Source organism: Streptomyces sp. NPDC048606 (assembly GCF_040650855.1).
In the GTDB taxonomy this organism is placed as follows: Bacteria; Actinomycetota; Actinomycetes; order Streptomycetales; family Streptomycetaceae; genus Streptomyces.
Map to the genome: position 1 here is coordinate 256,534 of NZ_JBEZIB010000001.1, position 26,972 is coordinate 283,505.

General features: G+C 73.8%; 25 protein-coding genes. 19 read left to right on the forward strand and 6 right to left on the reverse strand.

Features of this window, described 5'->3' with window-relative positions; translation table 11 throughout:
• Positions 1-586 precede the first annotated feature (586 nt).
• The 6 genes from AB0D01_RS01020 (at position 587) to AB0D01_RS01045 (ending at position 6,571) form a co-directional block, all read left to right on the forward strand.
• Positions 587-1,534 (forward strand): TauD/TfdA family dioxygenase, encoded by a 948-nt coding sequence (locus AB0D01_RS01020; RefSeq protein ID WP_363052775.1) that lies wholly within the window; start codon positions 587-589, stop codon positions 1,532-1,534.
• A 139-nt stretch (positions 1,535-1,673) separates the two neighbouring features.
• A complete protein-coding gene (gene ssuE, locus AB0D01_RS01025; protein ID WP_363052777.1) occupies positions 1,674-2,231 on the forward strand; it encodes an NADPH-dependent FMN reductase in 558 nt (185 codons plus the stop codon).
• Positions 2,232-2,271: 40 nt separating this feature from the next.
• The gene (locus AB0D01_RS01030; protein WP_363052779.1) at positions 2,272-3,315 is read left to right on the forward strand and encodes an ABC transporter substrate-binding protein; all 1,044 of its coding nucleotides are present in this window, start codon (positions 2,272-2,274) and stop codon (positions 3,313-3,315) included.
• Positions 3,316-3,323: 8 nt separating this feature from the next.
• On the forward strand, positions 3,324-4,151 hold the full coding sequence (locus tag AB0D01_RS01035; protein WP_363052781.1) for an ABC transporter ATP-binding protein: 828 nt from the start codon (positions 3,324-3,326) through the stop codon (positions 4,149-4,151).
• On the forward strand, positions 4,148-5,095 hold the full coding sequence (locus tag AB0D01_RS01040) for an ABC transporter permease (protein WP_363052783.1): 948 nt from the start codon (positions 4,148-4,150) through the stop codon (positions 5,093-5,095). The genes AB0D01_RS01035 and AB0D01_RS01040 overlap by 4 nt, the downstream gene beginning before the upstream one ends.
• 147 nt (positions 5,096-5,242) lie before the next feature.
• On the forward strand, positions 5,243-6,571 hold the full coding sequence (locus tag AB0D01_RS01045; RefSeq protein WP_363052785.1) for an LLM class flavin-dependent oxidoreductase: 1,329 nt from the start codon (positions 5,243-5,245) through the stop codon (positions 6,569-6,571).
• A 53-nt stretch (positions 6,572-6,624) separates the two neighbouring features.
• On the opposite strand, the gene AB0D01_RS01050 is transcribed toward AB0D01_RS01045, so the two are convergent.
• The gene (locus tag AB0D01_RS01050) at positions 6,625-7,545 is read right to left on the reverse strand and encodes an NADP-dependent oxidoreductase (protein WP_363052787.1); all 921 of its coding nucleotides are present in this window, start codon (positions 7,543-7,545) and stop codon (positions 6,625-6,627) included.
• A gap of 63 nt (positions 7,546-7,608) precedes the next feature.
• A complete protein-coding gene (locus AB0D01_RS01055; protein ID WP_363052789.1) occupies positions 7,609-8,349 on the reverse strand; it encodes a DUF2470 domain-containing protein in 741 nt (246 codons plus the stop codon).
• 179 nt (positions 8,350-8,528) lie between these two features.
• Here AB0D01_RS01055 and AB0D01_RS01060 point away from each other — a divergent pair, with 179 nt between their 5' ends.
• The 4 genes from AB0D01_RS01060 to AB0D01_RS01075 all read left to right on the forward strand — a co-directional run bounded on the left by AB0D01_RS01060 (position 8,529) and on the right by AB0D01_RS01075 (position 11,352).
• Positions 8,529-8,924 carry a cell division protein SepF gene (locus tag AB0D01_RS01060; RefSeq protein WP_363052791.1) on the forward strand — a complete coding sequence of 132 codons (396 nt, stop codon included), beginning with the start codon at positions 8,529-8,531 and terminating at the stop codon, positions 8,922-8,924.
• A gap of 66 nt (positions 8,925-8,990) precedes the next feature.
• Entirely contained in the window at positions 8,991-10,370 is a 1,380-nt protein-coding gene (locus AB0D01_RS01065; protein WP_363052793.1) for an ATP-binding protein, read from the forward strand.
• Positions 10,367-10,744: a nucleotide pyrophosphohydrolase gene (locus tag AB0D01_RS01070; RefSeq protein WP_363052795.1), complete on the forward strand. Its 378-nt coding sequence runs from the start codon at positions 10,367-10,369 to the stop codon at positions 10,742-10,744. Before AB0D01_RS01065 ends, AB0D01_RS01070 begins: the two co-directional genes overlap by 4 nt.
• Before the next feature lie 122 nt (positions 10,745-10,866).
• On the forward strand, positions 10,867-11,352 hold the full coding sequence (locus tag AB0D01_RS01075; RefSeq protein WP_363052796.1) for a DUF6099 family protein: 486 nt from the start codon (positions 10,867-10,869) through the stop codon (positions 11,350-11,352).
• A gap of 85 nt (positions 11,353-11,437) precedes the next feature.
• Here AB0D01_RS01075 and AB0D01_RS01080 read toward each other — a convergent pair whose 3' ends face one another.
• Entirely contained in the window at positions 11,438-11,719 is a 282-nt protein-coding gene (locus AB0D01_RS01080; protein ID WP_363052798.1) for a hypothetical protein, read from the reverse strand.
• Between the two features lie 204 nt (positions 11,720-11,923).
• On the opposite strand from AB0D01_RS01080, the gene AB0D01_RS01085 reads away from it, so the two are divergent.
• The 7 genes from AB0D01_RS01085 (at position 11,924) to argF (ending at position 21,099) form a co-directional block, all read left to right on the forward strand.
• Positions 11,924-12,847, forward strand: coding sequence for an LLM class F420-dependent oxidoreductase (locus tag AB0D01_RS01085; protein WP_363052800.1), 924 nt, complete (start codon positions 11,924-11,926; stop codon positions 12,845-12,847).
• A 25-nt stretch (positions 12,848-12,872) separates the two neighbouring features.
• Complete coding sequence (gene mmuM, locus AB0D01_RS01090) at positions 12,873-13,757, forward strand: homocysteine S-methyltransferase (RefSeq protein WP_363052802.1); 885 nt, start codon at positions 12,873-12,875, stop codon at positions 13,755-13,757.
• Between the two features lie 44 nt (positions 13,758-13,801).
• Entirely contained in the window at positions 13,802-15,304 is a 1,503-nt protein-coding gene (locus AB0D01_RS01095; protein ID WP_363052804.1) for a 3' terminal RNA ribose 2'-O-methyltransferase Hen1, read from the forward strand.
• Positions 15,301-17,877 (forward strand): polynucleotide kinase-phosphatase, encoded by a 2,577-nt coding sequence (locus AB0D01_RS01100; protein ID WP_363052806.1) that lies wholly within the window; start codon positions 15,301-15,303, stop codon positions 17,875-17,877. The genes AB0D01_RS01095 and AB0D01_RS01100 overlap by 4 nt, the downstream gene beginning before the upstream one ends.
• 328 nt (positions 17,878-18,205) lie before the next feature.
• Positions 18,206-18,673 (forward strand): hypothetical protein, encoded by a 468-nt coding sequence (locus AB0D01_RS01105; protein WP_363052808.1) that lies wholly within the window; start codon positions 18,206-18,208, stop codon positions 18,671-18,673.
• A gap of 106 nt (positions 18,674-18,779) precedes the next feature.
• A complete protein-coding gene (locus AB0D01_RS01110) occupies positions 18,780-20,006 on the forward strand; it encodes an arginine deiminase (protein ID WP_363052810.1) in 1,227 nt (408 codons plus the stop codon).
• A 91-nt stretch (positions 20,007-20,097) separates the two neighbouring features.
• Positions 20,098-21,099, forward strand: a complete 1,002-nt coding sequence (gene argF / locus AB0D01_RS01115; protein WP_363052812.1) for an ornithine carbamoyltransferase — start codon at positions 20,098-20,100, stop codon at positions 21,097-21,099.
• 65 nt (positions 21,100-21,164) lie between these two features.
• On the opposite strand, the gene AB0D01_RS01120 is transcribed toward argF, so the two are convergent.
• Positions 21,165-21,581 (reverse strand): ATP-binding protein, encoded by a 417-nt coding sequence (locus AB0D01_RS01120; RefSeq protein WP_363052814.1) that lies wholly within the window; start codon positions 21,579-21,581, stop codon positions 21,165-21,167.
• Between the two features lie 307 nt (positions 21,582-21,888).
• Here AB0D01_RS01120 and AB0D01_RS01125 point away from each other — a divergent pair, with 307 nt between their 5' ends.
• Both AB0D01_RS01125 and AB0D01_RS01130 read left to right on the forward strand, forming a co-directional pair.
• Positions 21,889-22,716 (forward strand): enoyl-CoA hydratase family protein, encoded by an 828-nt coding sequence (locus tag AB0D01_RS01125; protein ID WP_363052816.1) that lies wholly within the window; start codon positions 21,889-21,891, stop codon positions 22,714-22,716.
• Between the two features lie 4 nt (positions 22,717-22,720).
• Positions 22,721-25,033: a bifunctional salicylyl-CoA 5-hydroxylase/oxidoreductase gene (locus AB0D01_RS01130; RefSeq protein ID WP_363052818.1), complete on the forward strand. Its 2,313-nt coding sequence runs from the start codon at positions 22,721-22,723 to the stop codon at positions 25,031-25,033.
• 23 nt (positions 25,034-25,056) lie between these two features.
• Here the strand turns inward: AB0D01_RS01130 and AB0D01_RS01135 are convergent, their stop codons facing one another.
• Entirely contained in the window at positions 25,057-25,896 is an 840-nt protein-coding gene (locus AB0D01_RS01135; RefSeq protein ID WP_363052820.1) for a GNAT family N-acetyltransferase, read from the reverse strand.
• A gap of 274 nt (positions 25,897-26,170) precedes the next feature.
• Positions 26,171-26,971 carry a PaaX family transcriptional regulator C-terminal domain-containing protein gene (locus tag AB0D01_RS01140; protein WP_363052822.1) on the reverse strand — a complete coding sequence of 267 codons (801 nt, stop codon included), beginning with the start codon at positions 26,969-26,971 and terminating at the stop codon, positions 26,171-26,173.
• Position 26,972 lies beyond the last annotated feature (1 nt).

Below are 26,972 nucleotides of genomic sequence, written 5' to 3' on the forward strand. Positions count from 1 at the left end.
GCGCTGACAGGCTCCGAGCCATGACCGCGAACGACCACCTCGCCCCGCGGCTCCTCACCCCCGGCCCCTGTACCGCGCCGGGCGCGTGTCCGGGCCGCTGTCCGGCCCGCCGCCGCCCCTGATCCGGGCCCCGCGCCCCCGCGCCGCCCGTCGTCGCGGTCCCGCGTCGGGGTAGCCCCCGACGCGGGGCCGGGCTCCGCTCCGTCCGTTCCTTCCCGCAGGCCGTTCGACCCGTACGAACGACGCCCGGGAGCGTGCGGTCCGACGTCCGCGGGCGCCTCGCGTCCGGATCCGGGGATCCGCCGTCCGTACGGGGCCGCGCCGGTGGATCCGGTCGGGGCGGCCCCGTCGGCGCACCCGCCGGCTCCGCGACGGCGGGTGGTCCCGATTCCGTCCGACGTGCCCCGTACGCCACGCCGCTCCATCACGCCGCGTCCCGGGGCGCCCGCGACCCCATCCGCGCCGAACCCCGTCCGTGTCCCCGGCCGCCGCCCCGCGAACCCGCTCGTACGCGCCCCACGTCCAGCCGTAACCACATTCCTTCCGCAGCGGAAATAAACCTCCGCCGTCCCATCAGGGAGCAACCGTGACCACTGCCACGACCGCCACCACCGTCACCCGCATCGGCGGCCGCATCGGCGCCGAGATCGCTGGCGTACGCCTCGGCGGAGACCTCGCCCCCGAGACCGTCGCCGAGGTCCGCGCGGCCCTCCTCGCCCACAAGGTCGTCTTCTTCCGCGACCAGGACCACCTCGACGAGGCCTCGCACGAGGCCTTCGCCCGGCTCCTCGGCACCCCCGTCGCCCACCCCACCGTCCCCTCCGCCGACGGCCGCTACGCCCTGGGCATCGACTCCCACCACGGCGCCCGTGCCAACCAGTGGCACACCGACGTCACCTTCGTCCCCGCCTACCCCGCCTTCTCCATCCTGCGCGCCGTCACCATCCCGCCCTACGGCGGAGACACCCTGTGGGCCAACACCGCCACCGCCTACGCCCACCTGCCCGAGCCGCTGCGCGCCCTCGCCGACGGCCTGCGCGCCCTGCACTCCAACGAGTACGACTACGCCGCCCTCAAGCCCGGCGCCCTCCCCGAGGCCCTCGCCCAGTACCGGGACGTGTTCACCTCCACCTCCTTCGTCACCGAGCACCCGGTCGTCCGCGTCCACCCCGAGACCGGCGAACGCACCCTGCTCCTCGGCAACTTCGTCCAGCGAATCGCCGGTCTGACCGGCCGCGACTCCCGGGCCCTGCTCGACCTCTTCCAGGCGCACGTCGAGAGCCCGGAGAACACCGTCCGCTGGCAGTGGCGGACCGGTGACGTCGCGATCTGGGACAACCGCGCCACCCAGCACTACGGCGTCGACGACTCCGACGACCACGAGCGCACCCTGCGCCGGGTCACCGTCGACGGCGACGTCCCGGTCGGCCCCGACGGCGAGCCCTCCCGCCTGGTCACCCCGGAGACCGTGCCGGACCCCTCCTTCGGCATCCCCTCCGGCGCCTCGACCGCCACCCCGGCCGCCTCCGCCTGACCGGAACGCCCGCGGCGCCCGTACGGGCCGTACGCGCATCCGCACCCGCACGGGTGCGCGTACGGCCCGTCCCGCCCACGCACCACACACCACCCGCGTCACCCGCGCCTCCCGTACCGCCGCCGATCCAGGAGCCTCCATGCCCAAGTTGCTCGCCCTCACCGGCAGCCCCTCCACCCACTCCCGCACCGCCGTCGTCGCCGACCACGTGCTGCGCCGCCTGGCCCACTCCGGATTCGAGACCGCCCACCTCGCCGTGCGCGAGCTGCCCGCAGCCGACCTGCTGTCCGCCCGCCGCGGCGAGCCGGAGGTCCGTCGCGCGCTGGAGGCCGTCGCCGAAGCCGACGGCCTGGTCATCGCGACCCCGGTCTACAAGGCCTCGTACACCGGCCTGCTCAAGGCCTTCCTCGACCTGCTGCCGCAGGACGGCCTGGCCGGCAAAACGATCCTGCCGATCGCCACCGGCGGCAGCCTCGCCCACGTCCTGACCATCGATTACGCCCTGCGCCCCGTCCTCGCCGCCCTCGGCGCCCGGCACGTCACCGCAGGCCGCTTCGTCCTGGACTCCTCCGTCGAGCGCGGCGCCGGCCCGGACCGGCTGCGGCCCGACGCGGAGCTGGACCTCTTCCAGGCCGTCGACGAGTTCGCCGACGCCCTGCGCGCCGCCGGGGTCGCCACCCTCACCCCCGCCCCCTGACCCGAGCCCCACCCCTCCACCGCGACAACAAGGATCCGTCATGCCCGCAGCCACCACCCCGACCATCCGCACCCGGCGCCAGTTCCTCACCCTGCTCGGCATCTCGGCGGCCGCGGTGAGCTGCGGCACGGCCACCGCCACGGGCGGCTCCGGCTCCGGATCCGGCAAGCAGATCACCACCCTGAAGTACCAGGGCGCCGTCGGCGCCGTCACCCTTCCCGAACTCGCAGCCGACCTCGGCCACTTCGGCGACGTCACCCTCGAATGGGTGGGCAACACCATCAGCGGGCCGCAGGACATCCAGTCCGCCGCCACCGGCCAGACCCACTTCGGCAGCGCCTTCAACGGCGCCGTCATCAAACTGGCCGCCGGCAAGGCCCCCATCAAGGCCGTCGTCTCCTCCTACGGCTCCGACCGCGAGTCCTTCGCCGGCTACTACGTCCTGGAGGACAGCCCGATCCGGTCCGCCCGCGACCTCATCGGCAAGAAGGTCGGCATGAACACCCTGGGCGCCCACTACCAGGCCCTCCTCGACGTCTACCTCAGCCGCAACGGCCTCTCCAAGGCCGACGCGGGCAAGGTCGAGGCCCTCGTGGTGCCGCCCGTCAACACCGAACAGGCGCTGCGCCAGAAGCAGATCGAGGTCGGCGTGCTCACCGGGGTCCTGCGCGACAAGGCCCTCGCGTCCGGCGGCATCCGCCCCCTGTTCTCCGACGTCGAGCTGCTCGGCCCCTTCAGCGCCGGCACCTACGTGATGACCGAGCGCTTCATCAAGGAGAACCCGGACACCGTACGCACCTTCGCCACCGGCGTCGCCAAGGCCATCGAGTGGTCCCGCACCACCCCGCGCGAGCAGGTCATCGCCCGGATGACGGAGATCGTCAAGAAGCGGGGCCGCAACGAGGACACCGCGACGCTCCAATTCTGGCGCTCCTACGGCATCGCCGAGACCGGCGGCCGGATCGCCGACAAGGAGTTCCAGCTGTGGCTCGACTGGCTCGGCGAGCGCGGCGAGATCCCGCAGGGCCGCCTGAAGCCGGCGGACCTCTACACCAACGAGTTCAACGGCTACGGGAAGGGCTGACCGCCACCATGGCGAAGATCGAGTTCCAGGACGTCACCAAGACCTTCCCGAGGAAGGCCGGCAAGGGCAGGGAGGCGGCGGAGTTCACCGCCCTCGACGGGATCGACCTGAAGATCGAGGCGGGCGAGTTCCTCGTGGTCGTGGGCCCCAGCGGCTGCGGCAAGTCCACCCTCCTCGACCTCCTCGGCGGGCTGACCCGCCCCAGCTCCGGCCGGATCCTGCTCGACGGCCGGCCGGTCACCGGCCCCGGCCTGGACCGGGGCATCGTCTTCCAGCAGTACGCGCTGCTGCCCTGGCGCACCGCCCTCGGCAACGTCGAGTTCGGCCTGGAGGCCACCGGTGTCCCGCGCCGTCAACGAGCGGCGAAGGCGAGGGAGTTCCTCGACCTCGTCGGACTCACCGGCTTCGAGGACCGCCACCCGCACGAGCTGTCCGGCGGCATGCGCCAGCGCGTCGCCATCGCCCGCTCGCTGGCGTACGACCCGGACGTGCTGCTGATGGACGAACCGTTCGCCGCCCTCGACGCCCAGACCCGCGAGTCCCTCCAGGACGAACTGCGCCGCATCTGGCAGCGCACCGGCAAGACGGTCGTCTTCATCACGCACGGCATCGAGGAGGCGGTGTACCTCGGTCAGCGGGTGGCCGTCATCACCTCGCGCCCGGGCCGGATCAAGGAGATCGTCCCGGTCTCCTTCGGCGACCGGGACGGCCGTGCCACGGGGGAGGACCTGCGCTCCAGCCCCGAGTTCGCCCGCCACCGCCATCACATCTGGACCCTGCTCCACGACGAGGTGGCCCGCGCCCAGCAACTGGAGAAGGAAGAGGCCTCCGCATGAGCACCGACACCGCCCCCGCCACCCACGCGGGAACGGCCGCGAAGGCCGATCCGGACACCGGGGACACGACCGCCGAGGCCCCGCCGGCCACGGCCCCGGTTTCGACCTCGGCCCCGACCCCGGCACCGGCCCCTGCTCCGGCTGCTCCACGGGCCTCCCGTACGTCCGTGCCGCGCGCGGCGGCCCGGTGGCTGCGCGCGGCGCTGATCCGCTCGGCGGCGATCCTCGCGCTGCTCGCGCTGTGGGAGACCGCGCCCCGGCTCGGCCTCGTGGACGCCACCTTCCTGCCCCCGGTCAGCGAGGTCGCCCGGGCCTGGTGGGAGCTGCTGGGCGACGGACAGCTCGGCGAACACGCCCGCGCCAGCCTGACCCGGTCCTTCGGCGGGTTCGCCATCGCCGTGGTCGTCGCCGTCCCGCTGGGACTGCTCATCGGCTGGTACCGGCCCGTCGCCGCCTTCCTCGGCCCGCTGCTGGAGCTGTTCCGCAACACGGCCGCCCTCGCCCTGCTGCCGGTCTTCGTGCTGCTGCTGGGCATCGGCGAGACCTCGAAGGTCTCGATCGTCGTCTACGCCTGCGTCTGGCCGATCCTGCTGAACACGATCAGCGCCGTCGGGAACGCGGACCCGACCCTGGTCCGGCTGGCCCGCTCGATGGACCTGTCCACCCCGAAGCTCTTCCAGAAGGTGATCCTCCCGGCCTCGGTGCCGGCCATCTTCACCGGCATCCGGCTCGCGGGGGCGGTCTCCATCCTGGTCCTCGTCGCCGCCGAGATGATCGGCGCCAAGGCCGGGCTGGGCTACCTGATCAACGCCTCGCAGTTCAACTTCGCCATTCCCCAGATGTACGCGGGCATCATCACGATCTCCGCGATCGGCGTCGCCTTCAACCAGCTCCTGGTCACCGTCGAACGCCGCCTGAGCCTGTGGCGGGTCCCCACCTCCTGACCGCCGGCTCCCGACCGCCACCACCGCCGCGGCCGGAGCCACCCCGGCCGCGGCGACCGGACCGGCCCTCCACCGCGTCCCGACCGGCCGTCCACCCGAATCACCCCGCGGAGCGCCCCGCTCCGCCGTTCACCCCAGGGAACCGACATGTCCGCAGCCACGCCCCGCACCCTGCACCTCAACGCCTTCCTCATGAACGCGGGCCACCACGACGCCGCCTGGCGCCACCCCGACTCCAGCCCCGAGCGCGTCACCGACCTCGCCTACTTCCAGGAGCTGGCCCGTACGGCCGAGCGCGGCAAGCTCGACTCGATCTTCTTCGCCGACGGCCTCGCCCTGTGGGGCAAGGCCCGATACAACGCCCTCGGCGGCTTCGAACCGCTCACCCTGCTCTCCGCGATCGCCGCCGTGACCTCGCACATCGGGCTCATCGCGACGGTCTCCACCACCTTCAACGAGCCCTTCCACACGGCCCGGAAGTTCGCCTCCCTCGACCACATCAGCAACGGCCGCGCCGGCTGGAACATCGTCACCTCCGGCACCGTCGACGAGGCCCGCAACTTCAACCGCGACGAGCACCTCGCACACGGCGTCCGCTACGAGCGCGCCCACGAGTTCCTGGAGGTCGCCCGCAAGCTGTGGGACAGCTGGGAGGACGACGCGATCGTCCTCGACAAGGAGCGCGGCGTCTACGCCGACACCGACAGGCTGCACCCCGCCGCCCACCGCGGCGAGCACTTCTCCGTCGCCGGCCCCCTGAACGTCCCCCGCTCGCCCCAGGGCCACCCGCTGCTGGTGCAGGCCGGTTCCTCCGAGGACGGCAAGGAGTTCGCGGCCCGCCACGCCGAGGCCGTCTTCACCGCCCAGCAGACCCTCGCCGACGGACAGACCTTCTACAAGGACCTCAAGTCCCGCCTGGCCCGGTACGGCCGCACCGAGGACCAGCTCCTCGTCCTGCCCGGCATCGCCCCCGTCATCGGCTCCACCGAGGCCGAGGCCAAGGCCCTGGAGCAGCGGCTCACCGACCTCCAGGTGCCCGAGTACGGCCTCGCCCAGCTCTCCGGGATGCTGAACGTGGACCTGACGGGCCACCCCCTGGACGGCCCGCTGCCCGACCTGCCCGAAGAGCGCGACATCAACGGCAACAAGAGCCGCTTCACGCTCGTCGCCGAACTGGCCCGCCGCGACGGCCTCACCCTGCGCGAGCTGATCGCCCGTCTCGGCGCCGGCCGCGGGCACCGCGTCTTCGCGGGCACGCCCGAGCAGATCGCCGACCAGCTGGAGGAGTGGTTCACCCAGGGCGCCGCCGACGGCTTCAACATCATGGCGCCCGTCCTGCCCACCGGCCTGACCGACTTCGTCGACCACGTGGTGCCGATCCTCCAGCGGCGCGGCCTCTTCCGTACGGAGTACACGGGCACCACGCTCCGCGAGAACTACGGGCTGCCCCGTCCCGCCAACCGGTACGCGCGCTGAGGGCGCCGTCCGGCGCGTCGGGGGAGGGCCCGCGCCCTCCCCCGAGGAGCCGCTCAGACGGTGAGGACGATCTTGCCGCGGGTGCGGCCCGCGGCGCTCAGCTCCCAGGCCTTGGCGGCCTCCGCCAGCGGCAGCGAGTGGGCCACGTTGACGACGAGCCGTCCCGCGTCGGCCAGTTCCGCCAGGGCCGTCAGGTCGGTGGTGTCCGGGCGCACCCAGATGTGCCTGGCCCCCTTGGCGTCCGCGTCGTTGTCGGCGATGGAGATCACCGGCGCCCCGTCCCGGACGACCGACCGCAGCAGTTCGACGCCGCCCTCGCCGTGGAAGTCGAGGCCCGCGTCGACGCCCTCGGGCGCCAGCGCGCGGATCCGCTCGGCCGCGCCCTCCCCGTACAGGACGGGCTCGGCGCCGAGTTCGCGCAGGTAGTCGTGGTTGTGGGTGCCCGCCGTACCGATGACGCGGGCGCCGAGGGAGACGGCGATCTGCACGCCCAGCGAGCCGGTGCCCCCGGCCGCCGAGTGGATGACGACGGTCTGTCCGGCCGTGACGCCGGCCCGGGTGATGGCCTGGTAGGCGGTGAGCCCGGCCAGCGGGATGCCGGCGGCCTGCTCGAAGCTGAGCTCGCGGGGCTTGCGGGCGATGGTGCGCACGGGGGCGGCCACCAGCTCGGCGTACGTGCCGAGCTGGACCCATTCCTTGCGGACGTAGCCGTACACCTCGTCGCCCACGGAGTGGTCGTGGGTGTCCGGGCCGAGGGCCTCGACCACGCCGGCCACGTCCCAGCCGGGTATGACGGGGTGGCGGACCTCCAGGACCGGATCGAGGTATCCGGCGGCGAGCTTCCAGTCGACGGGGTTGACCCCGGCCGCCTTGACGCGGATCAGCACCTCGCCCGGGCCGACCTTCGGTTCCGGCGCGTCGACGAGTTCGAGGGGCGCGGGAGTTCCGTATGCGCTGTACGCGATTGCCTTCATGATCACCGCCAACCGGTGCGCTTCGCCGCCTATTCCGGGGCCGGGCGCGGCTTCACGCGCCGTTCACGCGGGCAGCGAGTTGGGGTGCGAACGGCGTCGGGCGGCGCTGAGCAGGGCCTGGATCTGGGCGCCCGACTGCTCGACGTCGTCCAGCGGGGAGGGGAAGGGCAGCCGGACGTCGGTGTGGCCGCGCCGTTCCTCCAGGCGCAGGGTGATCCCGTAGCGGTCCAGGGCGAGCGGGAGCGCGCGCACGAGGGCGTGGGAGGGGGCCGGTCGGACCAGGCGCAGCAGCAGGGTGACGAGTTCGGGGTGGTCGTCGAGGAGGTGGGTGAGCATGCCCGCCTCGTACGGGGCGAGCGGGTCGGGCCAGGCCTCGTCCAGCTCGTCCAGCCCGATGTACGAGGTGCCCTCCGCGGTCTCCAGGATCGCCTGGCCGTATTCCACGCAGGTGGTGGCGCCGGGCTCGGACTCCTCGTCTGCGTACGGGGTCAGGAGCCGGCCCAGCACCGTGACGCGGGCGCGCACCCGGTCGCGCACCGGGGTGGGGGCGATGTCGGTGAACTCCAGCCGGATGGCGGGGCGCTCGTCGGTCAGCGCCGAGAACGGGTGGCCGGCGGCGGGCGGGGCGGGGTGCAGGTGGAGCCGGCCGAGGACGTCGCTGCCGTCGAGGTGGCGGACCTCGCTGCGGACGCCGTCGGTGACCACGGTCATCGAGTGCGCGGCGGCGAGGATGGACCGCACCCGCTCGGCGTGGGTGGGCCGGGCGGCGGCGGGCATGGCGGCGGGATCACCGGGCAGGCGCATGCGGTCTCTCCATCGATCGGAGTGGGTTAGGTATGCCTAACCTAACCTAGCCCATCGGCCGCCCGAGCAGAACCCCGCCCCTCCGCTTCCGCGCACCCGCTCGTGTCGGTGTTGGGCTGAACGGGTGAAACGCGAGAGGATGGGCGGATGCACATGAAGCGCGAGGCCGAGGCGGCCCGGTGAGCAGGTACGACGTCACCGACGAACAGTGGGAGGGACTCGCGCAGGTGGTGCCGCTGCGCAGTCGCAACGAATGGCCCTCCCGGGTGGACCACCGCACGATCCCCAAGGCCGCCGGGGCCACCGCGGCGGAACAGCGGCGCTTCGTGGTGATCCGGGTCCAGATCTTCGCCGACGCCAGAGAGGTGGCGGAGTACCTGATCGCGCAGATCCCGGTCCTCCTCGACCTCACCGGCGCCGACAGCGAAGTGGCCAAGCGGATCCTGGACTTCAGCAGCGGCGTGGTCTTCGGCCTGGGCAGCGGGATGCACCGGGTCGACCGCAACGTCTTCCTGCTGGCGCCCGTCGGGACCGAGGTCGAGGGGATCGCGGCCGCGGCCGTCCCCCGATCGTAGGAAGGTCGCGACGACGGAACGGTTCGGCGGGCCCCCGGACACCCCGGGGGCCCGTACCGTCCGGCCATGGACGCCACCCTGGACGCGACGCCGACCATCCCGGCCCCCGCCCGCCGCACCCCGAGCACCCCGCCCCGGACCGAAGCCCCGCCGGGGCCGACGGCCGCGCCCCCGGGCACGACCCCGTTACCCGGCGCGGTGACGCCGACCGCGAGGCCGAAGGCCGAAGGGGAGGCGGGAGCGGAGACGGGCCCGCGGATCGGAGCGGCCCCGACCGCATCCCCGACCGCATCCCCGACCGCACCCGCGGGCGGCCCGCTCCGCCCCGCCGTGACCGAGCTGCGCCTCGCCGCCTTCGGCCCGCACCGCGCCGCCCGCTTCGCGCTCGGCCCCGTCACCCTCTTCACCGGCTCCAGCGGCAGCGGCAAGTCCCAGGCCCTGGAGGCCTACGGGGCCCTGGCGGCCCTCGGCTGCGGCCGCACCCTGGACGAGGTCTTCCCCGACCCGTCCGCCCGCGTCCCCGAACGGGCCCGCCCCGACGCGGACGGCCGCCGCGGCTTCCGCATCGGCTGCACGGTCGACGGCCCCGTCGGCCCCGTCAGCCTCGACCTCGCCGTCCAGGCCGAACCCACGCTGCGCATCGCCGGCGAACGGCTCACGCAGGACGGCCGCACCCTCTTCAGCACCGCCCAACGCGACCCCCGCCGACGCTCCGTCGAAGCCGCCTGGCTGACCGGCGGCGCCGTCGGCGTCACCCGCGCCCCGCTCCCCGACGACCGCCTGGGCACGGCCCTGCTCCCGCTGCGCGTGGCCGGGGCGACCGCCGACCAGCGGCACGTCCTCGCCGCCGTCGAGCAGGTGGTCGTCGCCCTGCGCTCGGTCTTCCCCTGCGCCCCGAACCCCGCCCGCATGCGGACCCCGGTCCCCACCGGCGAGGGCCGACTGCGCGGCGACTGCGCCAACCTGGCCGACGTACTGCGCCGGACCCGCGACGAATGCGCCACCCGCCACGCCCTGCTCGTCACGGCCGCCCGCACCGCCTGCGCCGGCCCCGTCGCCGACCTCGTGGCCCGGGGCCCCGGCGGGCCCGGCGGAGGACTCGTCACCGCCCGCCTGGACCGGGGACCCGACCGGCCCGCCACCGCACTCGGCCGCCTCGGCGCCGGCGAGCTGCGCTTCCTCGCCCTCGCGCTCGTGCTGCTCACCGGACCCGGGGTCCTGGCAGTGGACCCCGCCGCCGAACTGCTCTCGGCCCGACAGGCCCTCACCGTTCTCGCCGACGGCCTCGACCGCGACCTCGACCGCAGCCAACGCGCCGAACTGCTGCGCCTGGCCCTGCTGTCCTGCGCGCGTGGGCACGTCCGCCTGGTCGCGACGACGGGAGCCGAGGGTGCCGCAACCGCGCAGGGGCTCCCCGGCGTCTCGGTGGTAGACCTGTCCCCATGAACAGCGCCCCCGAGGAACCCGAAGACGAACGACTCCACCGACTCCAGCGGCGGCTCGCCGAGTTCGCCGCCGCCCGCGACTGGGCCCCTTACCACACCCCCAAGAACCTGGCCGTCGCACTGAGCGTGGAGGCGTCGGAACTGGTCGAAATCTTCCAATGGCTGACGCCGGAACAGTCGGCGGCGGTGATGGAAGAGCCGGAACGCGCACACCGAGTGGTCGACGAGGTGGCCGACGTACTGGCGTATCTGCTGCAATTCTGTGAGGTTCTCGGGGTGGATGTGCTGGATGCGCTGGCGGCGAAGATCGAAAGGAACGAACAGCGCTTCCCGGTGACCGGTACGACGCCTTCTGATCGTCACTCTTCGGAGTGATGGCGTCGTCCACAACCATGTTTGTGTCCACAGATTTCCGAATACCCCTGGCTTTACTGGCTCGTTGCCTTCACTCTGGGTAGTGGAGAACGGCGGGATGTCGTGCGGACGGGGGACGGCATATGGATGCGGTACGGCTCATCGCGGCCGGCCGGCACGCTCTGGCACAGAGCGGCGCCGCGTGGGACATCGTGGGAGAGGCCTGGCAGGCCCAGGCGTTGGCGCAGGGGATCGGGGGATGGCTGGCGGTCACCGGGCCGCCGGAGCTCAGATCGGAGGCACGGGGACTGGGGGAGGCGGGAGGCAGAGGCTGCGGGGTCGTCGACCGGGCCGCCCTGCGCGGCGAGGGCAGCGCGCCCGAGACGCCGCCGAGGGCGGCGCGACTGACCGGCGTGGCCGATGTCCGTCAAGCGCTGCTCGGGATCCAGGCGCTGCTCGGGGAGGTCGGAATAGCCCTCGTGGGGGTGGCCTGCGCGACGGACGACGAAAGCCTGTACTGGCAGTGCATCGAGTCGATCGACGCGGCCGACGAGTCCAGCGACCGCGTGCGGGCGCTGCTGCGCAGGATGGCGGTACGGGAACGGGGCTCGGCCTCGGGCGTGCTCTGAGGACCCGGGCTTCGGTCGGGGTCGCGGGGTCCCGCCGCGCACGGCGGGACCCGCACGGTCGCGCCGACCGGTCGCGGGGGTCCGGTCAGAACCCCCGGTCGGAGTGGGTCCCGCGGTCGCTCCCGGACACGTGGCCGGCCGCGGTCGTCGGCGCGGCGGCGGGAGCGCGGTCCGCGGTGTTCAGGTCGGCGTCGAGCCGGGACAGATCGGCGTTCAGCGCCGCCATCAGCTCTTCCATCTGCTGCAGCAGCCCCTTCGGCGCGCTGCCCTGCGCGGGCACCGCGGACTCCCGGTGTGCCTGTTCGTGTGCTGCCTGTCCGGTGTGCCCGGTCTGTCGGGGGGTCTCCGGCGCGACCTCGTGGGACATGGCGGCCTCCTCGGCCCTGGCCCTTCCGAGGCGGAAGGGGGCGGTGGACGCGTCGTCGGCAGGCCGCCGGCGCGCGGGCCGGGCGGTCCGGCTCCGACCGAGCCAACGATCACCGTCCGCGCAGGTCACTGGCGGGGCGAAGCGCGGACCGCCGGGTTGACGCAGATTCACCCTGCAGGGGTGGGAGGCGGGCAGGATGGAGCCATGGAGCTCCGAATCTTCACCGAACCCCAGCAGGGCGCCGACTACGACACCCTCCTCACCGTCGCCAAGGCCACCGAGGACCTCGGCTTCGACGCGTTCTTCCGGTCCGACCACTACCTGCGGATGGGCTCCGTCGACGGGCTGCCCGGGCCCACCGACGCCTGGATCACCCTCGCGGGACTGGCGCGCGAGACCAAGCGGATCCGGCTCGGCACCCTGATGACGGCCGGCACCTTCCGGCTTCCCGGCGTCCTCGCGATCCAGGTCGCCCAGGTCGACCGGATGTCCGGCGGGCGCGTCGAGCTGGGCCTGGGAGCCGGCTGGTTCGAAGAGGAACACAAGGCGTACGGGATCCCCTTCCCGGCCGAACGGATGGCCAGGCTGGAGGAACAACTGGCGATCATCACCGGCCTGTGGGCCACCGAGCCCGGAGCCACCTTCGACCACCACGGCACCCACTACCGGCTGGAGAACTCCCCGGCGCTGCCCAAGCCCGCCCAGGCCAAGGTGCCGATCCTCATCGGCGGGCACGGCGCCCGGCGCACCCCGCGCCTCGCCGCACGGTACGCCGACGAGTTCAACATGCCCTTCGCCTCGGTGGAGGACAGCCGCCGGCAGTTCGCCCGCGTCCGCGAGGCCGCCGCCGGGGTCGGCCGCAAGGCCGAGGAACTCGTCTATTCCAACGCCCTGGTGGTGTGCGTCGGCAAGAACGACGCCGAGGTCGCCCGGCGGGCCGCCGCCATCGGCCGCGAGGTCGACGAGCTCAAGGCCAACGGCCTGGCGGGCTCCCCGGCCGAGGTCGTGGACAAGCTCGGCACCTACGCCGCCATCGGCTCCTCCCGCGTCTACCTCCAGCTCCTCGACCTCGACGACCTGGACCACCTGGAGCTGATCTCCTCCCAGGTCCTCGGCCGGCTCGGCTGACGACCCACCGCACACAGGAGGACCCGTGCCCCGAGCGACCCGCCCCCTCGCCGACGCCCTGGCGGTCGGGCCCGTGCTCCTGGACGGCGGGCTCGCCGAACGCCTCGCCGCCCAGGGCTGCGACCTGTCCGGCGTCCTGTGGACGGGCCGGGTCCTCGCCGAGCACCCGGAACAGGTGGAGGCCGCCCACACGGCCTACGTCGAGGCCGGCGCCGAGGTGCTGATCACGGCCAGCTACCAGACCGGGCACGACCCCGCGCTGTCCGCGGCGTCCGTGCGCCTCGCCGACCGGGCGGCGCGGGCGGCGGGGCACGAGGTGTGGGTGGCCGCCTCCGTCGGCCCGTACGGGGCCGCCCTGGCCGACGGCAGCGAGTACCGGGGCCGCTACGGGCTGGGCGGGCCCCGGCTGGAGGCCTTTCACCGGCCGCGGGTCGAGGCCCTGCTCGCCGCCGGCCCGGACGTCCTCGCGCTGGAGACCCTCCCCGACACCGACGAGGCCAGGGCCCTGCTGCGCGTCCTGGCCGCGAGCGGCGCGCGGGCTTGGGTGAGCTACACCGTCGAGGGCGACCGCACCCGCGCCGGCCAGCCCCTCGACGAGGCCTTCGCCCTCGCCGCCGCCGCGCCCGAGGTCATCGCGGTCGGCGTCAACTGCTGCGATCCGCGGGACGTCCTGCCCGCCCTGGAGACCGCCGCCTCGGTCACGACCAAACCCCTGCTCGCCTACCCCAACGACGGCTCCGTCTGGGAGGCGACCACCGCCACCTGGCACCGCCCGCGCACCCCGCCGCCCTGGCCCGTCGACGCCTGGCTCCGCACCGGCGCCCGGATCGTCGGCGGCTGCTGCCGCGTCGGCCCGAGCGCCGTCGCCGCCCTGCGCCCCGCCCTGCGCCGGGGGTCGGGAGCCGGGTGAAAAAGCAGTGGGCCCGCGCCCGCGCGCGGCAGATACTGAAGCGCATGTTCCTCACGATCAGCACCACCGGCACGACGGAGAAACCCGCCACCGACCTGGGCTTTCTGCTGCACAAGCATCCCGGGAGGGCGCAGGCGTTCACCACCTCGCACGGCACCGCGCACGTCTTCTACCCCGAGGCCTCGGCCGAGCGGTGCACGGCTGCGCTGCTGCTCGAGGTGGACCCCGTCGCGCTCGTGCGGCGCGGTCGGGAGAAGGGTCGGGGCGGAGCCCCCGACGCCGCCCTCGCCCAGTACGTGAACGACCGCCCGTACGCGGCCTCGTCCCTGCTCGCCGTCGCCCTCGGCGGGGTGTTCCGCTCGGCCCTCAACGGCCGGTGCACGGCCCGCCCCGAGCTGCCCGGGCGACCGCTGGCGCTGCGGATCGAGATCCCCGCGCTCCCGGCGCGCGGCGGCGCCGCCCTGGTGCGCCGGCTGTTCGAACCGCTGGGCTGGGACCGGGTCGACGTCGAGCCCGTGGTGTTGGACGAGAAGTTCCCGCAGTGGGGCGACAGCCGATACGTACGGCTCGTGCTGGACGGCGGGCAGAGGCTCGACGACGCCCTGCGCCAGTTGTACGTCCTGCTGCCCGTGCTCGACGACTCCAAGCACTACTGGGTCGCGCCCGACGAGGTCGACAAGCTGCTGCGGGCCGGCGACGGCTGGCTGGCCGGCCACCCCGAGCACGCGCTGATCACCGCCCGCTACCTGGCCCGGGACAAGCGGCTCACCCGGGACGCCATGGAGCGCCTGGAGCTCGCCCGCCTCGCCGAGGTCGACGGGAGCGAACCGGAGGAGGTCGACAACGCCGTCGACGAGTCGCGCGACACCGAGGAGCGGCCCGTCCCGCTCGCCGTGCGCCGCCGCGAGGCCATCCTGGCCGCCCTGCGGTCGGCCGGCGCGGCGCGCGTCCTCGACCTCGGGTGCGGGCAGGGGCAGCTGGTGCAGGCCCTGCTGAAGGACGTCACCTTCACCGAGATCGTCGGTGTCGACGTCTCGACGCACGCCCTGGCCGTCGCCGCGCGTCGCCTGCGTCTGGAACGGATGGGGGAGCGGCAGAGTTCCCGTGTCCGGCTGTTCCAGGGGTCGTTGGCGTACACCGACAAGCGGCTCGTCGGCTACGACGCGGCCGTGCTCAGCGAGGTCATCGAGCACCTGGACCTGCCGCGCCTGCCGGCGCTGGAGTACGCGGTGTTCGGCGCGGCCCGCCCGCGCACGGTCCTCGTGACCACTCCGAACGTCGAGTACAACGTCCGCTGGGAGACGCTGCCCGCCGGGCACGTCCGCCACCGCGACCACCGCTTCGAGTGGACCCGCGAGGAGTTCCGTACGTGGGCGCGGCGCGTCGCCGACCGGTACGGGTACGCCGTGGCGTACGTGCCCGTCGGCGAGGACGACCCCGAGGTCGGCCCGCCCACCCAGATGGCCGTCTTCACGGCCACCGGCGAACCCGCCACCACCCAGACCACCGAGACCACCACGACTCCGAAGGAGGGTGAGGCGGCATGACCGTCACCGAGACCGACCGCGCGACCCCCCGCCCGGCCCACCGGATCCTTCCCGTCACCGACCTGTCCCTCGTCGTCCTCGTCGGGGCCACCGGATCGGGCAAGTCCACCTTCGCCCGCCGGCACTTCAAGCCGACCGAGGTCCTCTCCTCCGACCACTGCCGGGGCCTGGTCAGCGACGACGAGAACGACCAGAGCGTCAGTCGGGACGCCTTCGACGTCCTCCACTACATCGCCGGCAAGCGGCTCGCCGCCGGACGGCTGACCGTCGTGGACGCCACCAACGTCCAGCCCGAGGCCCGCCGGCAGCTGGTCCGCCTGGCCCGCGAACACGACGTCCTGCCCATCGCGATCGTCCTCGACATGCCGGAGGCGGTCTGCGCCGAACGCAACGCCGGCCGACCCGACCGCGCCGGACTGCCGCGCCGGGTGATCCAGCGCCACCGCGGCGAGCTGCGCCGTTCCCTGCGCGGCCTGGAGCGCGAGGGGTTCCGCAAGGTGCACGTCCTGCGCACCGTCGAGGAGGTCGAGTCCGCCGAGGTCGTCCTGGAGAAACGATTCAACGACCTCACGCACCTCACCGGACCGTTCGACATCATCGGTGACATCCACGGCTGCTCCTCCGAGCTGGAGACCCTGCTGGCCAAGCTCGGCTACCGGGACGGCGCCCACCCCGACGGCCGCACCGCCGTCTTCGTCGGCGACCTCGTCGACCGCGGCCCCGACAGCCCCGGCGTCCTGCGCCGCGTGATGGGCATGGTGAAGTCCGGCAACGCCCTGTGCGTGCCCGGGAACCACGAGAACAAGCTCGGCCGCCACCTCAAGGGGTCCAAGGTCCAGTGCACCCACGGTCTCGCGGAGACGATCGAACAGCTCGACCGCGAGCCCGAGGAGTTCGTCAAGGAGGTACGGGAGTTCATCGCCGGCCTGGTCAGCCACTACGTGCTCGACGGCGGCCGGCTGGTGGTCTGTCACGCCGGCCTGCCCGAGAAGTACCACGGCCGCACCTCCGGCCGGGTCCGCTCGCACGCCCTGTACGGGGAGACCACCGGCGAGACCGACGAGTTCGGGCTGCCGGTGCGCTACCCGTGGGCCGAGGACTACCGGGGCAAGGCGGTCGTGGTCTACGGCCACACCCCCGTCCCGGACACCACCTGGATCAACAACACCATCTGCCTCGACACCGGCGCCGTCTTCGGCGGCCGGATGACCGCCCTGCGCTGGCCCGAACGCGAACTGGTCGACGTACCGGCCGAGAAGGTCTGGTACGAGCCGGTCAAGCCGCTCGCCGCCGAGGCGCCGGGCGGCCACGAGGGACGCCCGCTCGACATCGCGGACGTCCACGGGCGCCGCGTCGTGGAGACCCGCCACCTGGGCAACGTCGGCGTCCGCGAGGAGAACGCCGCCGCGGCGCTGGAGGTCATGAGCCGCTTCGCGGTCGATCCGCGCCTGGTGCCCTACCTCCCGCCGACCATGGCCCCGACGGCCACCTCCCGCGAGGACGGCCACCTCGAACACCCGGCGGAGGCCTTCGCGCAGTACCGCGCCGACGGCGTCGAGCGGGTCGTCTGCGAGGAGAAGCACATGGGCTCCCGCGCGACCGTCCTGCTGTGCCGGGACGCCGAGACGGCCCGGTCGCGGTTCGGGACCGACGGCGCGGCCTCGGGCTCCCTGTACACCCGCACCGGACGGCCGTTCTTCCAGGACCCCGGGGTCACGGAGGAGTTCCTCGGCAGGCTCCGGACGGCGGTCGACGCCGCCGGCCTCTGGGAGGAGCTGGACACCGACTGGCTCCTGCTCGACGGGGAGCTGCTGCCCTGGTCCCTGAAGTCCACCGGCCTGCTGCGCAACCAGTACGCCGCCGTCGGCGCGGCCTCCCGCGCCGTCTTCCCCGGCGCACTGGCCGCCCTGGAGGCGGCCGCGGCCCGGGGCGTGGAGACGGGGGAGCTGGCGGCGCGCCAGCGGGCCCGTGCCGAGGACGCCGCCGCGTTCACCGAGGCGTACCGCCGCTACTGCTGGACCACCGACGGGCTGGACGGCGTACGGTTCGCGCCGTTCCAGCTGCTCGCGGTGGCCGGACGGTCCCTGGCCGACGTACCGCACGACCGGCAGCTGGCCTGGCTGGACCGGCTGGCCGACGCCGACGGGCGGTCGGCGGCCCCGCTGCTGCGGCGCACGGCGCGGATCCACGTGGACACCACCGACGAGGCCTCCGTGCGCGCGGGCACCGAATGGTGGCGGGAGATGACCGCCGCCGGCGGTGAGGGCATGGTCGTCAAGCCGCTCGGGGCGTACGTCCGGGACGGCAAGGGGCGGCTGGTGCAGCCGGGCGTGAAGGTGCGCGGGCGCGAGTACCTGCGGATCATCTACGGCCCGGAGTACACGCGACCGGAGAACCTGGAGAGGCTGCGTCAGCGCTTCCTCGGTCACAAGCGCTCGCTCGCGCTGCGCGAGTACGCGCTCGGCCTCGAAGCCCTGGACCGGCTCGCGGCCGGCGAGCCGCTGTGGCGGGTCCACGAACCGGTCTTCGCGGTGCTGGCGCTGGAATCGGAGCCGGTGGACCCCCGGCTGTGACGGGGCGCGCCGGCCGCGCCGCCGGCCGGTCCGCAGCGGGTGGGGGCCACGGGTCCCCGCCCGCTCCGCCGTCCCCGGCTGTAGCCGGTGGCACAATCCACCTGTCGGGTCAAGCGTTTGACGGACGATCGTCCGCCACGGACGGGTGAACCTCGTCGCGGCCCGGCCCGGAATCGCTCTCACGTAGGCCTTATGAGGGAACTTTCGCCGGGAACTCCGGGGAAACCACCGGCGGGATCGTTCATCCAGGGCAGCGGAATGTCCGCGACCCTGGAAGGACGGAACGTCACCTATGAAGATGACCGCGCGCGGAAGCCTTGCGGCACTGATGACCTGTATGGCCGCGGTCGGAGCGGCCTCCCCGGCCGTCGCCGACGCGGTGCCGGTGGATGTGCCGCTGGACGCCGTCGAGACCACGCTGGGCGTGGCCGCCCCCCGCGTGGCCACCGGGGTCCCGATGCCCGTCGTCGGCGCCCCCGAGGCGCCCCGGCACCACAAGGGCGACCTGCTGCCGGTCCCACTGCTCCCGGTCGTCCCGATCGCCACCGAACTCGGCGACACCCGCGTCGCCTCGGCGGTGCCGAACCTCGCCGGCGCGCCCGAGACGGACGGCGAGGGGTCCGTGGAGTCCCCCGAGACGACGCTGCGCACCCGCACGCCCGGCGCGGTCGTCGGAGCCCCGCTGACCATGCCGGACGGGAGCAACTTCGGGCTGCCGAACCTGACCGCCCCGAAGCTGGGCCTGACCGCCCCGGAGCTGGTCGGCGCCCCCTCGGCGCTCCTCGGCCTGCGCTGAGGGCCCCGTCCGGGGCCGGCGTCCGGCCGCGCCCGCGGGGCGGGTTCGACGGCGTCGGTACGAAAGGCCGGTTCGAAAGGCCGCTCGGTCTGGGAACGTGTACGGCATGGGATTCCATGTCGACTCCGAGACCGGGCGGCTCCGCCGCGTCATCCTCCACCGGCCCGATCTGGAGCTGAAGCGGCTCACACCAAGCAACAAGGACGCCCTGCTCTTCGACGACGTGCTGTGGGTGCGCCGGGCCCGTCAGGAGCACGACGGGTTCGCGGACGTGCTGCGCGACCGGGGTGTCGACGTCCACCTCTTCGGTGACCTGCTGTGCGAGGCCCTCGACATCACCGAGGCCCGGCACCTGGTCCTGGACCGGGTCTTCGACGAGAAGGAGTACGGTCCGCTCGCCACCGACCACCTGCGCGCCGCCTTCGACGGCCTGCCCTCGGCCGAACTGGCGGAGGCGCTCGTCGGGGGCATGACGAAGCGGGAGTTCCTGGAGCGCCACCCCGAACCGGTCTCCGTACGTTTCCACGCGCTCGACCTCGACGACTTCCTGCTGGGCCCGCTGCCCAACCACCTCTTCACCCGGGACACCTCCGCCTGGATCTACGACGGGGTGTCCATCAACGCGATGCGCTGGCCGGCGCGGCGGCGCGAGACCGTGCACTTCGAGGCGATCTACCGCCACCACCCGCTCTTCACCGGTTCCGGCCCCTTCCACTACTGGTCGCAGGGGCAGGCCGACTACCCCTCGACCATCGAGGGCGGGGACGTCCTCGTCATCGGCAACGGCGCCGTGCTCATCGGGATGAGCGAGCGCACCACTCCGCAGGCGGTGGAGATGCTGGCGCGGGGGCTGTTCGCGGCCGGGTCGGCGTCGACGATCGTGGCCCTCGACATGCCCAAGCGGCGGGCCTTCATGCACCTGGACACGGTGATGACGATGGTGGACGCGGACACCTTCACCCAGTACGCGGGCCTGGGCATGCTGCGCTCCTACACGATCCGGCCGGGCGAGGGGGCGAGCGAACTGAGGGTCACCGACCACGCTCCCGAGCACATGCACCGGGCCATCGCGGCGGCGCTCGGGCTGGAGCGGGTGCGGGTGCTGACCGCCACCCAGGACGTGCACTCGGCGGAGCGCGAGCAGTGGGACGACGGGTGCAACGTGCTGGCCGTCGAACCGGGGGTGGTGGTGGCGTACGAGAGGAACGTGACGACCAACACGCACCTGCGCAAGGAGGGCATCGAGGTGATCGAGATCCCGGGGAGCGAGCTGGGGCGGGGGCGCGGGGGGCCCCGATGCATGAGTTGTCCTGTGCAGCGGGACGCCGTCTGACCTGCTTCTCCGGCCCTCCAGCCCTGTATATCAATACGGAGTATCGTATATACTTCCATCATCCCCTGTCAGTGCCACCCTGGAGTGCCCCATGGCCAGCGACCTCTTCGGCCGCAGTTTCCTCAAGGAGCTCGACTTCACCGCCGCCGAGTTCCGCGGCCTGGTCGCGCTCGCCGCCGAGCTGAAGGCCGCCAAGAAGGCCGGAACCGAGGTCCCCCACCTCCAGGGTCGCAACATCGCGCTGATCTTCGAGAAGACCTCCACGCGCACCCGCTGCGCCTTCGAGGTCGCCGCCGCCGACCAGGGCGCCCGCACCGTGTACCTCGACCCCGCCGGCTCCCAGATGGGCCACAAGGAGTCGATCAGGGACACGGCGCGGGTGCTGGGCCGGATGTTCGACGGCATCGAGTACCGGGGCGACAGCCAGAAGACGGTCGAGGAGCTCGCCGCGCACTCCGGCGTGCCCGTCTTCAACGGCCTCACCGACGACTGGCACCCCACCCAGATGCTCGCCGACGTGCTCACCGTGACCGAGCACTGCGACAAGCCGCTGGAGCGCGTGGCCTTCGCCTACCTCGGCGACGCCCGGTTCAACATGGGCAACTCCTACCTGGTGACCGGCGCCCTGCTGGGCATGGACGTACGCATCGTCGCGCCCCGGGCCTACTGGCCGGCCGAGGCCGTCGTGGACCGGGCCCGCGAGCTGGCCGCCGTCAGCGGCGCCCGCGTCACCCTGACCGAGGAGGTCGCGGAGGGCGTGGCGCAGGCCGACTTCGTGGCCACGGACGTGTGGGTGTCGATGGGCGAACCGAAGGAGGTCTGGGACGAGCGGATCGCGGCCCTGTCCCCGTACGCCGTCACCATGGACGTGCTGCGCGCCACCGGCAACCCGGACGTGAAGTTCCTGCACTGCCTGCCCGCCTACCACGACCTGGGCACCAAGGTGGCCCAGGAGGTGTACGAGCGGCACGGGTTGGACTCGCTGGAGGTGACGGACGAGGTCTTCGAGTCCGCGCACTCGGTGGTCTTCGACGAGGCGGAGAACCGGCTGCACACCATCAAGGCGGTGCTCGTCGCGCTCCTCGCGCGGTAGCGCGCGGTACGACGCGGTGGGGCGCGGACGTGGCCGTGCGCCGGGCGCCGGTCGCCTGCGCGGCTTCAGGCGCGCGCCGCCAGGGTGAACCAGACGACCTTGCCGCGCTCGGTGCGGCGGTGGCCGCAGGCCGAGCTGAGCGCCCGGATGAGCAGCAGTCCGCGGCCGTGCTCCTGCCAGGGGTCGACGTGCTCGGACCCGGGACGGGTGGTCAGGTCGCCGGGCGGTCGCGGGTCGCCGTCGTGCACCTCCACCTGACAGCCGCCGCCGCCCCCCGGCAGTTCGACGACCAGCTCGATCGAGGCCCCGCGCGCGGTGTGCTCGACGGCGTTGGCGACCAGCTCGGCGGTCAGCAGCTCGGCCGTGTCGCGGTCGGCGGACGGATCGGTCTCGGCGAGGGCGGTGCGCACCAGTGCGCGGGCCATCGGCACGGCGGCGGTCGTGTGGGGGAGGGCGATCCGCCAGGCGGAGTCGTCGGGCACGGCTGGTCCGTCCTTCCGGGAGTCGTGGAGGCGGGGCAGGAGGTGCGGGCGGTGCGGGCGGGGCAGGAGGTGCGGGCGGGGCGGGTGGCGGGCGGTGGGGTGAGCGGCGGGAGTCCGGGGTGAGAACTCCGGGTTTCGATTTCAAGTTCAACGATACGGAGCGCGCGCGTGACTCTGTAGGGCACCCCGGCCGAACGGCAAGGGACCACCGTCACCGGCTGTCGGGACCTTCGGTCCGTGTCGCCGCCCCCACCGCGTTGTCGCGTTTCTGTGACGGCAGTCACCAGTCGGTGATACCGTCGACGACGTGAGCCCCTTCATCGGTTCCACACCAGCGACCGAACGGTGGCGCCACCTGCGGGTGACCCGGCAGGACGGCGTCGCCACCGTCACCCTCGACCGTCCCGAGAAGCTGAACGCGCTCACCTTCGGCGCCTACGCCGACCTGCGCGATCTGCTCGCCGAGCTGTCCCGCGAACGCTCCGTGCACGCCCTCGTGCTGGCCGGGGAGGGTCGGGGCTTCTGCTCCGGCGGCGACGTGGACGAGATCATCGGCGCCACCCTCGCCATGGACACCGCCCAGCTCCTCGACTTCAACCGGATGACCGGCCAGGTCGTGCGCGCCGTCCGCGAATGCCCCTTCCCGGTGATCGCCGCCGTCCACGGGGTGGCCGCCGGAGCCGGCGCCGTCCTCGCGCTCGCCGCCGACTTCCGGATCGCCGACCCCACCGCCCGCTTCGCCTTCCTCTTCACCCGCGTCGGCCTCTCCGGCGGGGACATGGGCGCCGCCTACCTCCTGCCCCGGGTCGTCGGCCTCGGCCACGCCACCCGGCTGCTGATGCTCGGAGAGCCCGTACGCGCCGCCGAGGCGGAACGGATCGGCCTGCTGAGCGAGCTCGTCGAAGAGGGCAAGGCCGATGTCCGGGCCGCCGAACTGGCCGCCCGGCTCGCCGCCGGACCCACCCTCGCCCACGCCCAGACCAAGGCCCTGCTGACGGCCGAGCTCGACATGCCGCTGGCCGCGTCCGTGGAGCTGGACGCCAACACCCAGGCCCTGCTGATGCACGGCCGGGACTACGCCGAGTTCCACGCCGCCTTCACCGGGAAGCGGCCGCCGGAGTGGAAGGGCAGGTAGCCACATGTCCGTGCGCGCCATGCGGGTGGCCGTCGTGGGCGGCGGACCGGGCGGACTGTACGCCGCCGCGCTGCTGGCCCGCCAGGGGCACGCCGTCGAGGTGTGGGAACGCGGCGCCCCCGACGACACGTTCGGCTTCGGCGTCGTCCTCTCCGACGAGACCCTCGGCGGCATCGAGCGCGCCGACACGGCCGTCCACACCGCCCTCGGCGCCGAGTTCGTCCGCTGGGACGACGTCGAGATCGTCCACCGGGGCCGCCTGCTCACCTCCGGCGGCCACGGCTTCGCCGCCCTCGGCCGCCGCCGGCTCCTGGAGATCCTCCACGAGCGCTGCGCCGGACTCGGGGTCCGGCTCCGCTTCCACACCGCCGCCCCCGACACCCGCAGGCTCGCGACCGCGTACGACCTGGTGGTCGCCGCCGACGGGGTGCACAGCCCCACCCGCGAACAGGGCGCCGCGCACTTCGGGCCCACCGTCACACCCGGACGCTGCCGCTACATCTGGCTGGCCGCCGACTTCGCCCTCGACGCCTTCCGCTTCGAGATCGCCGAGACCGAGCACGGCGTGATGCAGCTGCACGGCTACCCGTACTCGGCCGACTCCTCGACCGTCATCGTCGAGATGCGCGAGGAGGTCTGGCGGGCGGCGGGCTTCGACCTGTGCGACGAGGAGGAGTCCGCGACCCGCTGCGCCAAGATCTTCGGCGAGGCGCTGCGCGGACGCCCGTTGCGCGGCAACCGCTCCGCCTGGACCCGGTTCCGCACCGTCGTCAACGCGCGCTGGTCCCACGGCAACGTCGTCCTGCTCGGCGACGCCGCGCACACTGCGCACTTCTCCATCGGCTCCGGCACCAAACTCGCCGTCGAGGACGCCCTCGCCCTCGCGGACGCGATCGGCACCGGCCTCGCCGTGCCCGAGGCGCTCGCACGGTACGAGCACGAGCGCAGGCCCGCCGTCGCCAGCACTCAGCGCGCGGCGGCCGCCAGCATGCGGTGGTTCGAGGACATCGGCGTCTACGTCGACCAGCCCGCCCGGCAGTTCGCCTTCAACCTGCTGACCCGCAGCCGCCGCGTGACCCACGACAACCTGCGGCTGCGCGACGCCCGCTTCACCCGCGCGGTGGAACGGGACTTCGGCTGCGGGCCGGAGACGACCGGCGTGGCCGGCGCGGAGGGAGCCGAGGGGCCGGGGGCGGAGGCCGGGTCGGGCCGGGGCGTGCCGCCCATGTTCACCCCCTTCACGCTGCGCGGTCTGACGCTGCGCAACCGCGTCGTGGTCTCCCCGATGGACATGTACTCGGCCCACGAAGGGGTACCGGGCGACTTCCACCTCGTACACCTGGGCGGGCGGGCCCTCGGCGGCGCCGGGCTGGTCATGACCGAAATGGTCTGCGTCAGCCCCGAGGGCCGCATCACCCCGGGCTGCGCGGGCCTGTGGACGGCGGAGCAGGCCACCGCCTGGAAACGGATCGTCGACTTCGTCCACACCTCCGCGCCCGGCACGGCCCTCGGCGTCCAACTCGGTCACTCGGGCCGCAAGGGCTCCACCCGCGTCATGTGGGAGGGGATGGACGAACCGCTGCCGGACGGCAACTGGGCCCTGTCCGCGGCCTCCGCGCTGCCCTACCGGGCCGGCGTCTCCGCCGTGCCGCGCGCCCTGACGACCGAGGACCTCGGCGCCGTCCGCTCCGACTTCGCGGCCGCCGCCGTACGGGCCGCGGACTGCGGCTTCGACCTGCTCGAACTGCACTGCGCCCACGGCTACCTGCTCTCCGGCTTCCTGTCCCCGCTCACCAACCACCGCGACGACGCCTACGGCGGCACCCTGGAGAACCGGCTGCGCTTCCCGCTGGAGGTCTTCGACGCGGTCCGCGAGGTCTGGCCGGCGGACCGCCCCATGACCGTCCGGCTGTCGGCCACCGACTGGGCGCCCGGCGGTACCACCCCCGAGGACGCGGTGCGCATCGCCGCCGCCTTCGCCGCGCACGGCGCGGACGCCGTCGACGTCTCCACCGGCCAGGTCGTCAGCGACGAGGAGCCGGAGTACGGGCGCTCGTACCAGACCCCCTACGCCGACCGGATCCGCAACACGCTCGGCGTGCCCGTGATCGCCGTCGGCGCCATCTCCTCGTGGGACGACGTCAACTCGCTGCTCCTGGCCGGTCGCGCCGACCTGTGCGCGCTCGGCCGGCCCCACCTCTACGACCCGCACTGGACCCTGCACGCCGCCGTCGACCAGGAGTACGCGGGCCCCGCCGCACCCTGGCCGGCGCCCTACCGGGCCGGCAGCCGCAAACCGCCGACCGGGCGGGGGTAGGGCCGGCGGGCCGCCGGCCGGGGTCAGCCCCGTTCGAGCCTGACGCGGTCCTCGACGGGGGTGAAGCCGAGGCGGCGGTAGACGCCGTTGCTGGTGGGATTGGCCAGGTCGGTGAAGAGCACCACCTCCTGCGCCCCGGCCGCGTACGCCGCCCGGCTCGTGGCGTGCGCGATCCCGGCGGCGTAACCGTGGCGGCGCTCCCGGGGCGGCGTGTAGACGAGCTGGACGCGGGCGACCGAGCCGACGGGGCGGGAGAAGGCGGCCAGGGCCCGCGGGGCACCGTCGCGCTCCCACAGCAGGGCGCCGCCGTACGAGATCCGCTCGCGCAGGGCGGCCTCGGAGGCGACGGCGGGCGAGCCGATCTCCGCGTCGAAGGCCCGCGCCCACTCCAGCAGCAGCGGGAGGTCCGACTCGACGGCGGTCCGCGCCCGCCCGTCCGGCGCCGGGTCCGGGTCCGCCAGGGCGGCCAGCCGGAACAGCCGGTTCTCCTCGGTCACGCGGGCCGGCGCCCCCCAGCTCGCGGCCAGCACCTCGGCGTCCGCCCGGCGGGCGTTGACGGCGTCGACGTCGGCGAGGAGCGGTTCGGCCGTGAAGGCCGCGCCCAACGCCCGGACCGCCTCCTCGGGCACCACTCCGAGCAGCAGGGGGAAGGGCGGGGTGCGCACCAGGGCTCCGGTGACCGCCCCGGTCGGGTCCGTCCACCAGCCGAAGAGGGGGGCGTGCGGGCCGTAGGCGTGCGGTCCGCGCCGCTCCAGGGTGTCCAGGACGGTCACGAGGTGGGTGTCGACGACGGGCCGGGCGTTCACGGCCCGGCGCGCGGCGGGCGGGAAGGCCGCCGGATCGGTGCTGAAGGTCCAGGTCATGCCCCATCGTGCCGGGGCGCGCGGCGGGCCGCACCGGGATTTCGCACGGGAGCGTCTCCCCCGTGCGGGGGAGCGGGTCCCCCCGCGCGGGGGAGGGCGGGGGTCGGCGGTGTTGGGATCTTGGGGTGAGAGCGAAGGGAGGGTGCCGGAGGGCACCCCCGGGCCCCGCGGGGGCCCCGGACGAGGAGGAACCGTGAACGGTCGGGCAGGGGCAGGGGCAGGGGCGTGGGCAGGAGCGTGGGCGTGGGCAGGGGCGTTGCCGAGGGCGTGGCGCTCAGGGGTGGACGAAGAGCGCGCCGGTGGCGTGCAGACGGCTGTGGAGTTCGGCGAAGACGGCGGCGGCGCGGTCACCGGGCCAGTCCGAGGGGAGGAGGTCGCGCGGCAGCCCCGGGTCCGCGTAGGGCAGCCGCCGCCAGGTGTCCAGGGCCTGGAGGTAGTCCCGGTAGGCCTGCTCGGGGGAGGGTTCGGGACCGCACTGGAGGGCGCGCAGGACCGGTTCGTGCCGGTCGAGGAACTCCTCGTGCTGTTTGGCGAGCGCGGCCAGGTCCCACCAGCGGGCCACCGCCTCGGCGGTGGGGGCGAAGCCGAGGTGGGCGCCCCGGAACAGCTCCACGTAGGCGGTGAGGCCCAACCGTTCCAGGGTGTGCCCGGTCTCCTCGGCCACCTGGGCGGGGGCGATCCACACCCCCGGGGCGACCGATCCGTAGCCCAGCCGGGCGAGGCGCGAGCGCAGCAGGTGCCGCTTGTTGCGCTCCTGCTCGGGGACGGAGAAGACGGCGACGAGCCACTCCTGCGACACCGGGGCGGTCCCGTAGATCCGCCGGTCCCCGTCGTCCAGCAGCTGCCGGGCCTCGTCCGAGAGGGCGTATGCCGCCGCGCCGTCCGCGGCCTTGGCGGGCAGCAGGAAGCCGCGCCGCTTCAGCCGGGACACGGAGGAACGGACGGAGGGCGCGTCGACGCCGGCCGCGCCCAGCAGGCGGACCAGCGCGGACACCGGCACGGGCCCCTCGAAGGCCCGCCCGTAGGCGCCGTAGAACGTGACGATCAGGGATCGCGGAGTGTGCTGCTCGACCACG

Coding starts and splice junctions, on each gene's coding strand:
- ssuE (WP_363052777.1), top strand. CDS start 1,674: ATGCCCAAGTTGCTCGCCCTCACCGGCAGCCCCTCCACCCACTCCCGC.
- AB0D01_RS01030 (WP_363052779.1), top strand. CDS start 2,272: ATGCCCGCAGCCACCACCCCGACCATCCGCACCCGGCGCCAGTTCCTC.
- AB0D01_RS01035 (WP_363052781.1), top strand. CDS start 3,324: ATGGCGAAGATCGAGTTCCAGGACGTCACCAAGACCTTCCCGAGGAAG.
- AB0D01_RS01040 (WP_363052783.1), top strand. CDS start 4,148: ATGAGCACCGACACCGCCCCCGCCACCCACGCGGGAACGGCCGCGAAG.
- AB0D01_RS01045 (WP_363052785.1), top strand. CDS start 5,243: ATGTCCGCAGCCACGCCCCGCACCCTGCACCTCAACGCCTTCCTCATG.
- AB0D01_RS01050 (WP_363052787.1), bottom strand. CDS start 7,545: ATGAAGGCAATCGCGTACAGCGCATACGGAACTCCCGCGCCCCTCGAA.
- AB0D01_RS01055 (WP_363052789.1), bottom strand. CDS start 8,349: ATGCGCCTGCCCGGTGATCCCGCCGCCATGCCCGCCGCCGCCCGGCCC.
- AB0D01_RS01065 (WP_363052793.1), top strand. CDS start 8,991: ATGGACGCCACCCTGGACGCGACGCCGACCATCCCGGCCCCCGCCCGC.
- AB0D01_RS01070 (WP_363052795.1), top strand. CDS start 10,367: ATGAACAGCGCCCCCGAGGAACCCGAAGACGAACGACTCCACCGACTC.
- AB0D01_RS01075 (WP_363052796.1), top strand. CDS start 10,867: ATGGATGCGGTACGGCTCATCGCGGCCGGCCGGCACGCTCTGGCACAG.
- AB0D01_RS01080 (WP_363052798.1), bottom strand. CDS start 11,719: ATGTCCCACGAGGTCGCGCCGGAGACCCCCCGACAGACCGGGCACACC.
- AB0D01_RS01085 (WP_363052800.1), top strand. CDS start 11,924: ATGGAGCTCCGAATCTTCACCGAACCCCAGCAGGGCGCCGACTACGAC.
- AB0D01_RS01095 (WP_363052804.1), top strand. CDS start 13,802: ATGTTCCTCACGATCAGCACCACCGGCACGACGGAGAAACCCGCCACC.
- AB0D01_RS01100 (WP_363052806.1), top strand. CDS start 15,301: ATGACCGTCACCGAGACCGACCGCGCGACCCCCCGCCCGGCCCACCGG.
- AB0D01_RS01105 (WP_363052808.1), top strand. CDS start 18,206: ATGACCTGTATGGCCGCGGTCGGAGCGGCCTCCCCGGCCGTCGCCGAC.
- AB0D01_RS01110 (WP_363052810.1), top strand. CDS start 18,780: ATGGGATTCCATGTCGACTCCGAGACCGGGCGGCTCCGCCGCGTCATC.
- argF (WP_363052812.1), top strand. CDS start 20,098: ATGGCCAGCGACCTCTTCGGCCGCAGTTTCCTCAAGGAGCTCGACTTC.
- AB0D01_RS01130 (WP_363052818.1), top strand. CDS start 22,721: ATGTCCGTGCGCGCCATGCGGGTGGCCGTCGTGGGCGGCGGACCGGGC.
- AB0D01_RS01135 (WP_363052820.1), bottom strand. CDS start 25,896: ATGACCTGGACCTTCAGCACCGATCCGGCGGCCTTCCCGCCCGCCGCG.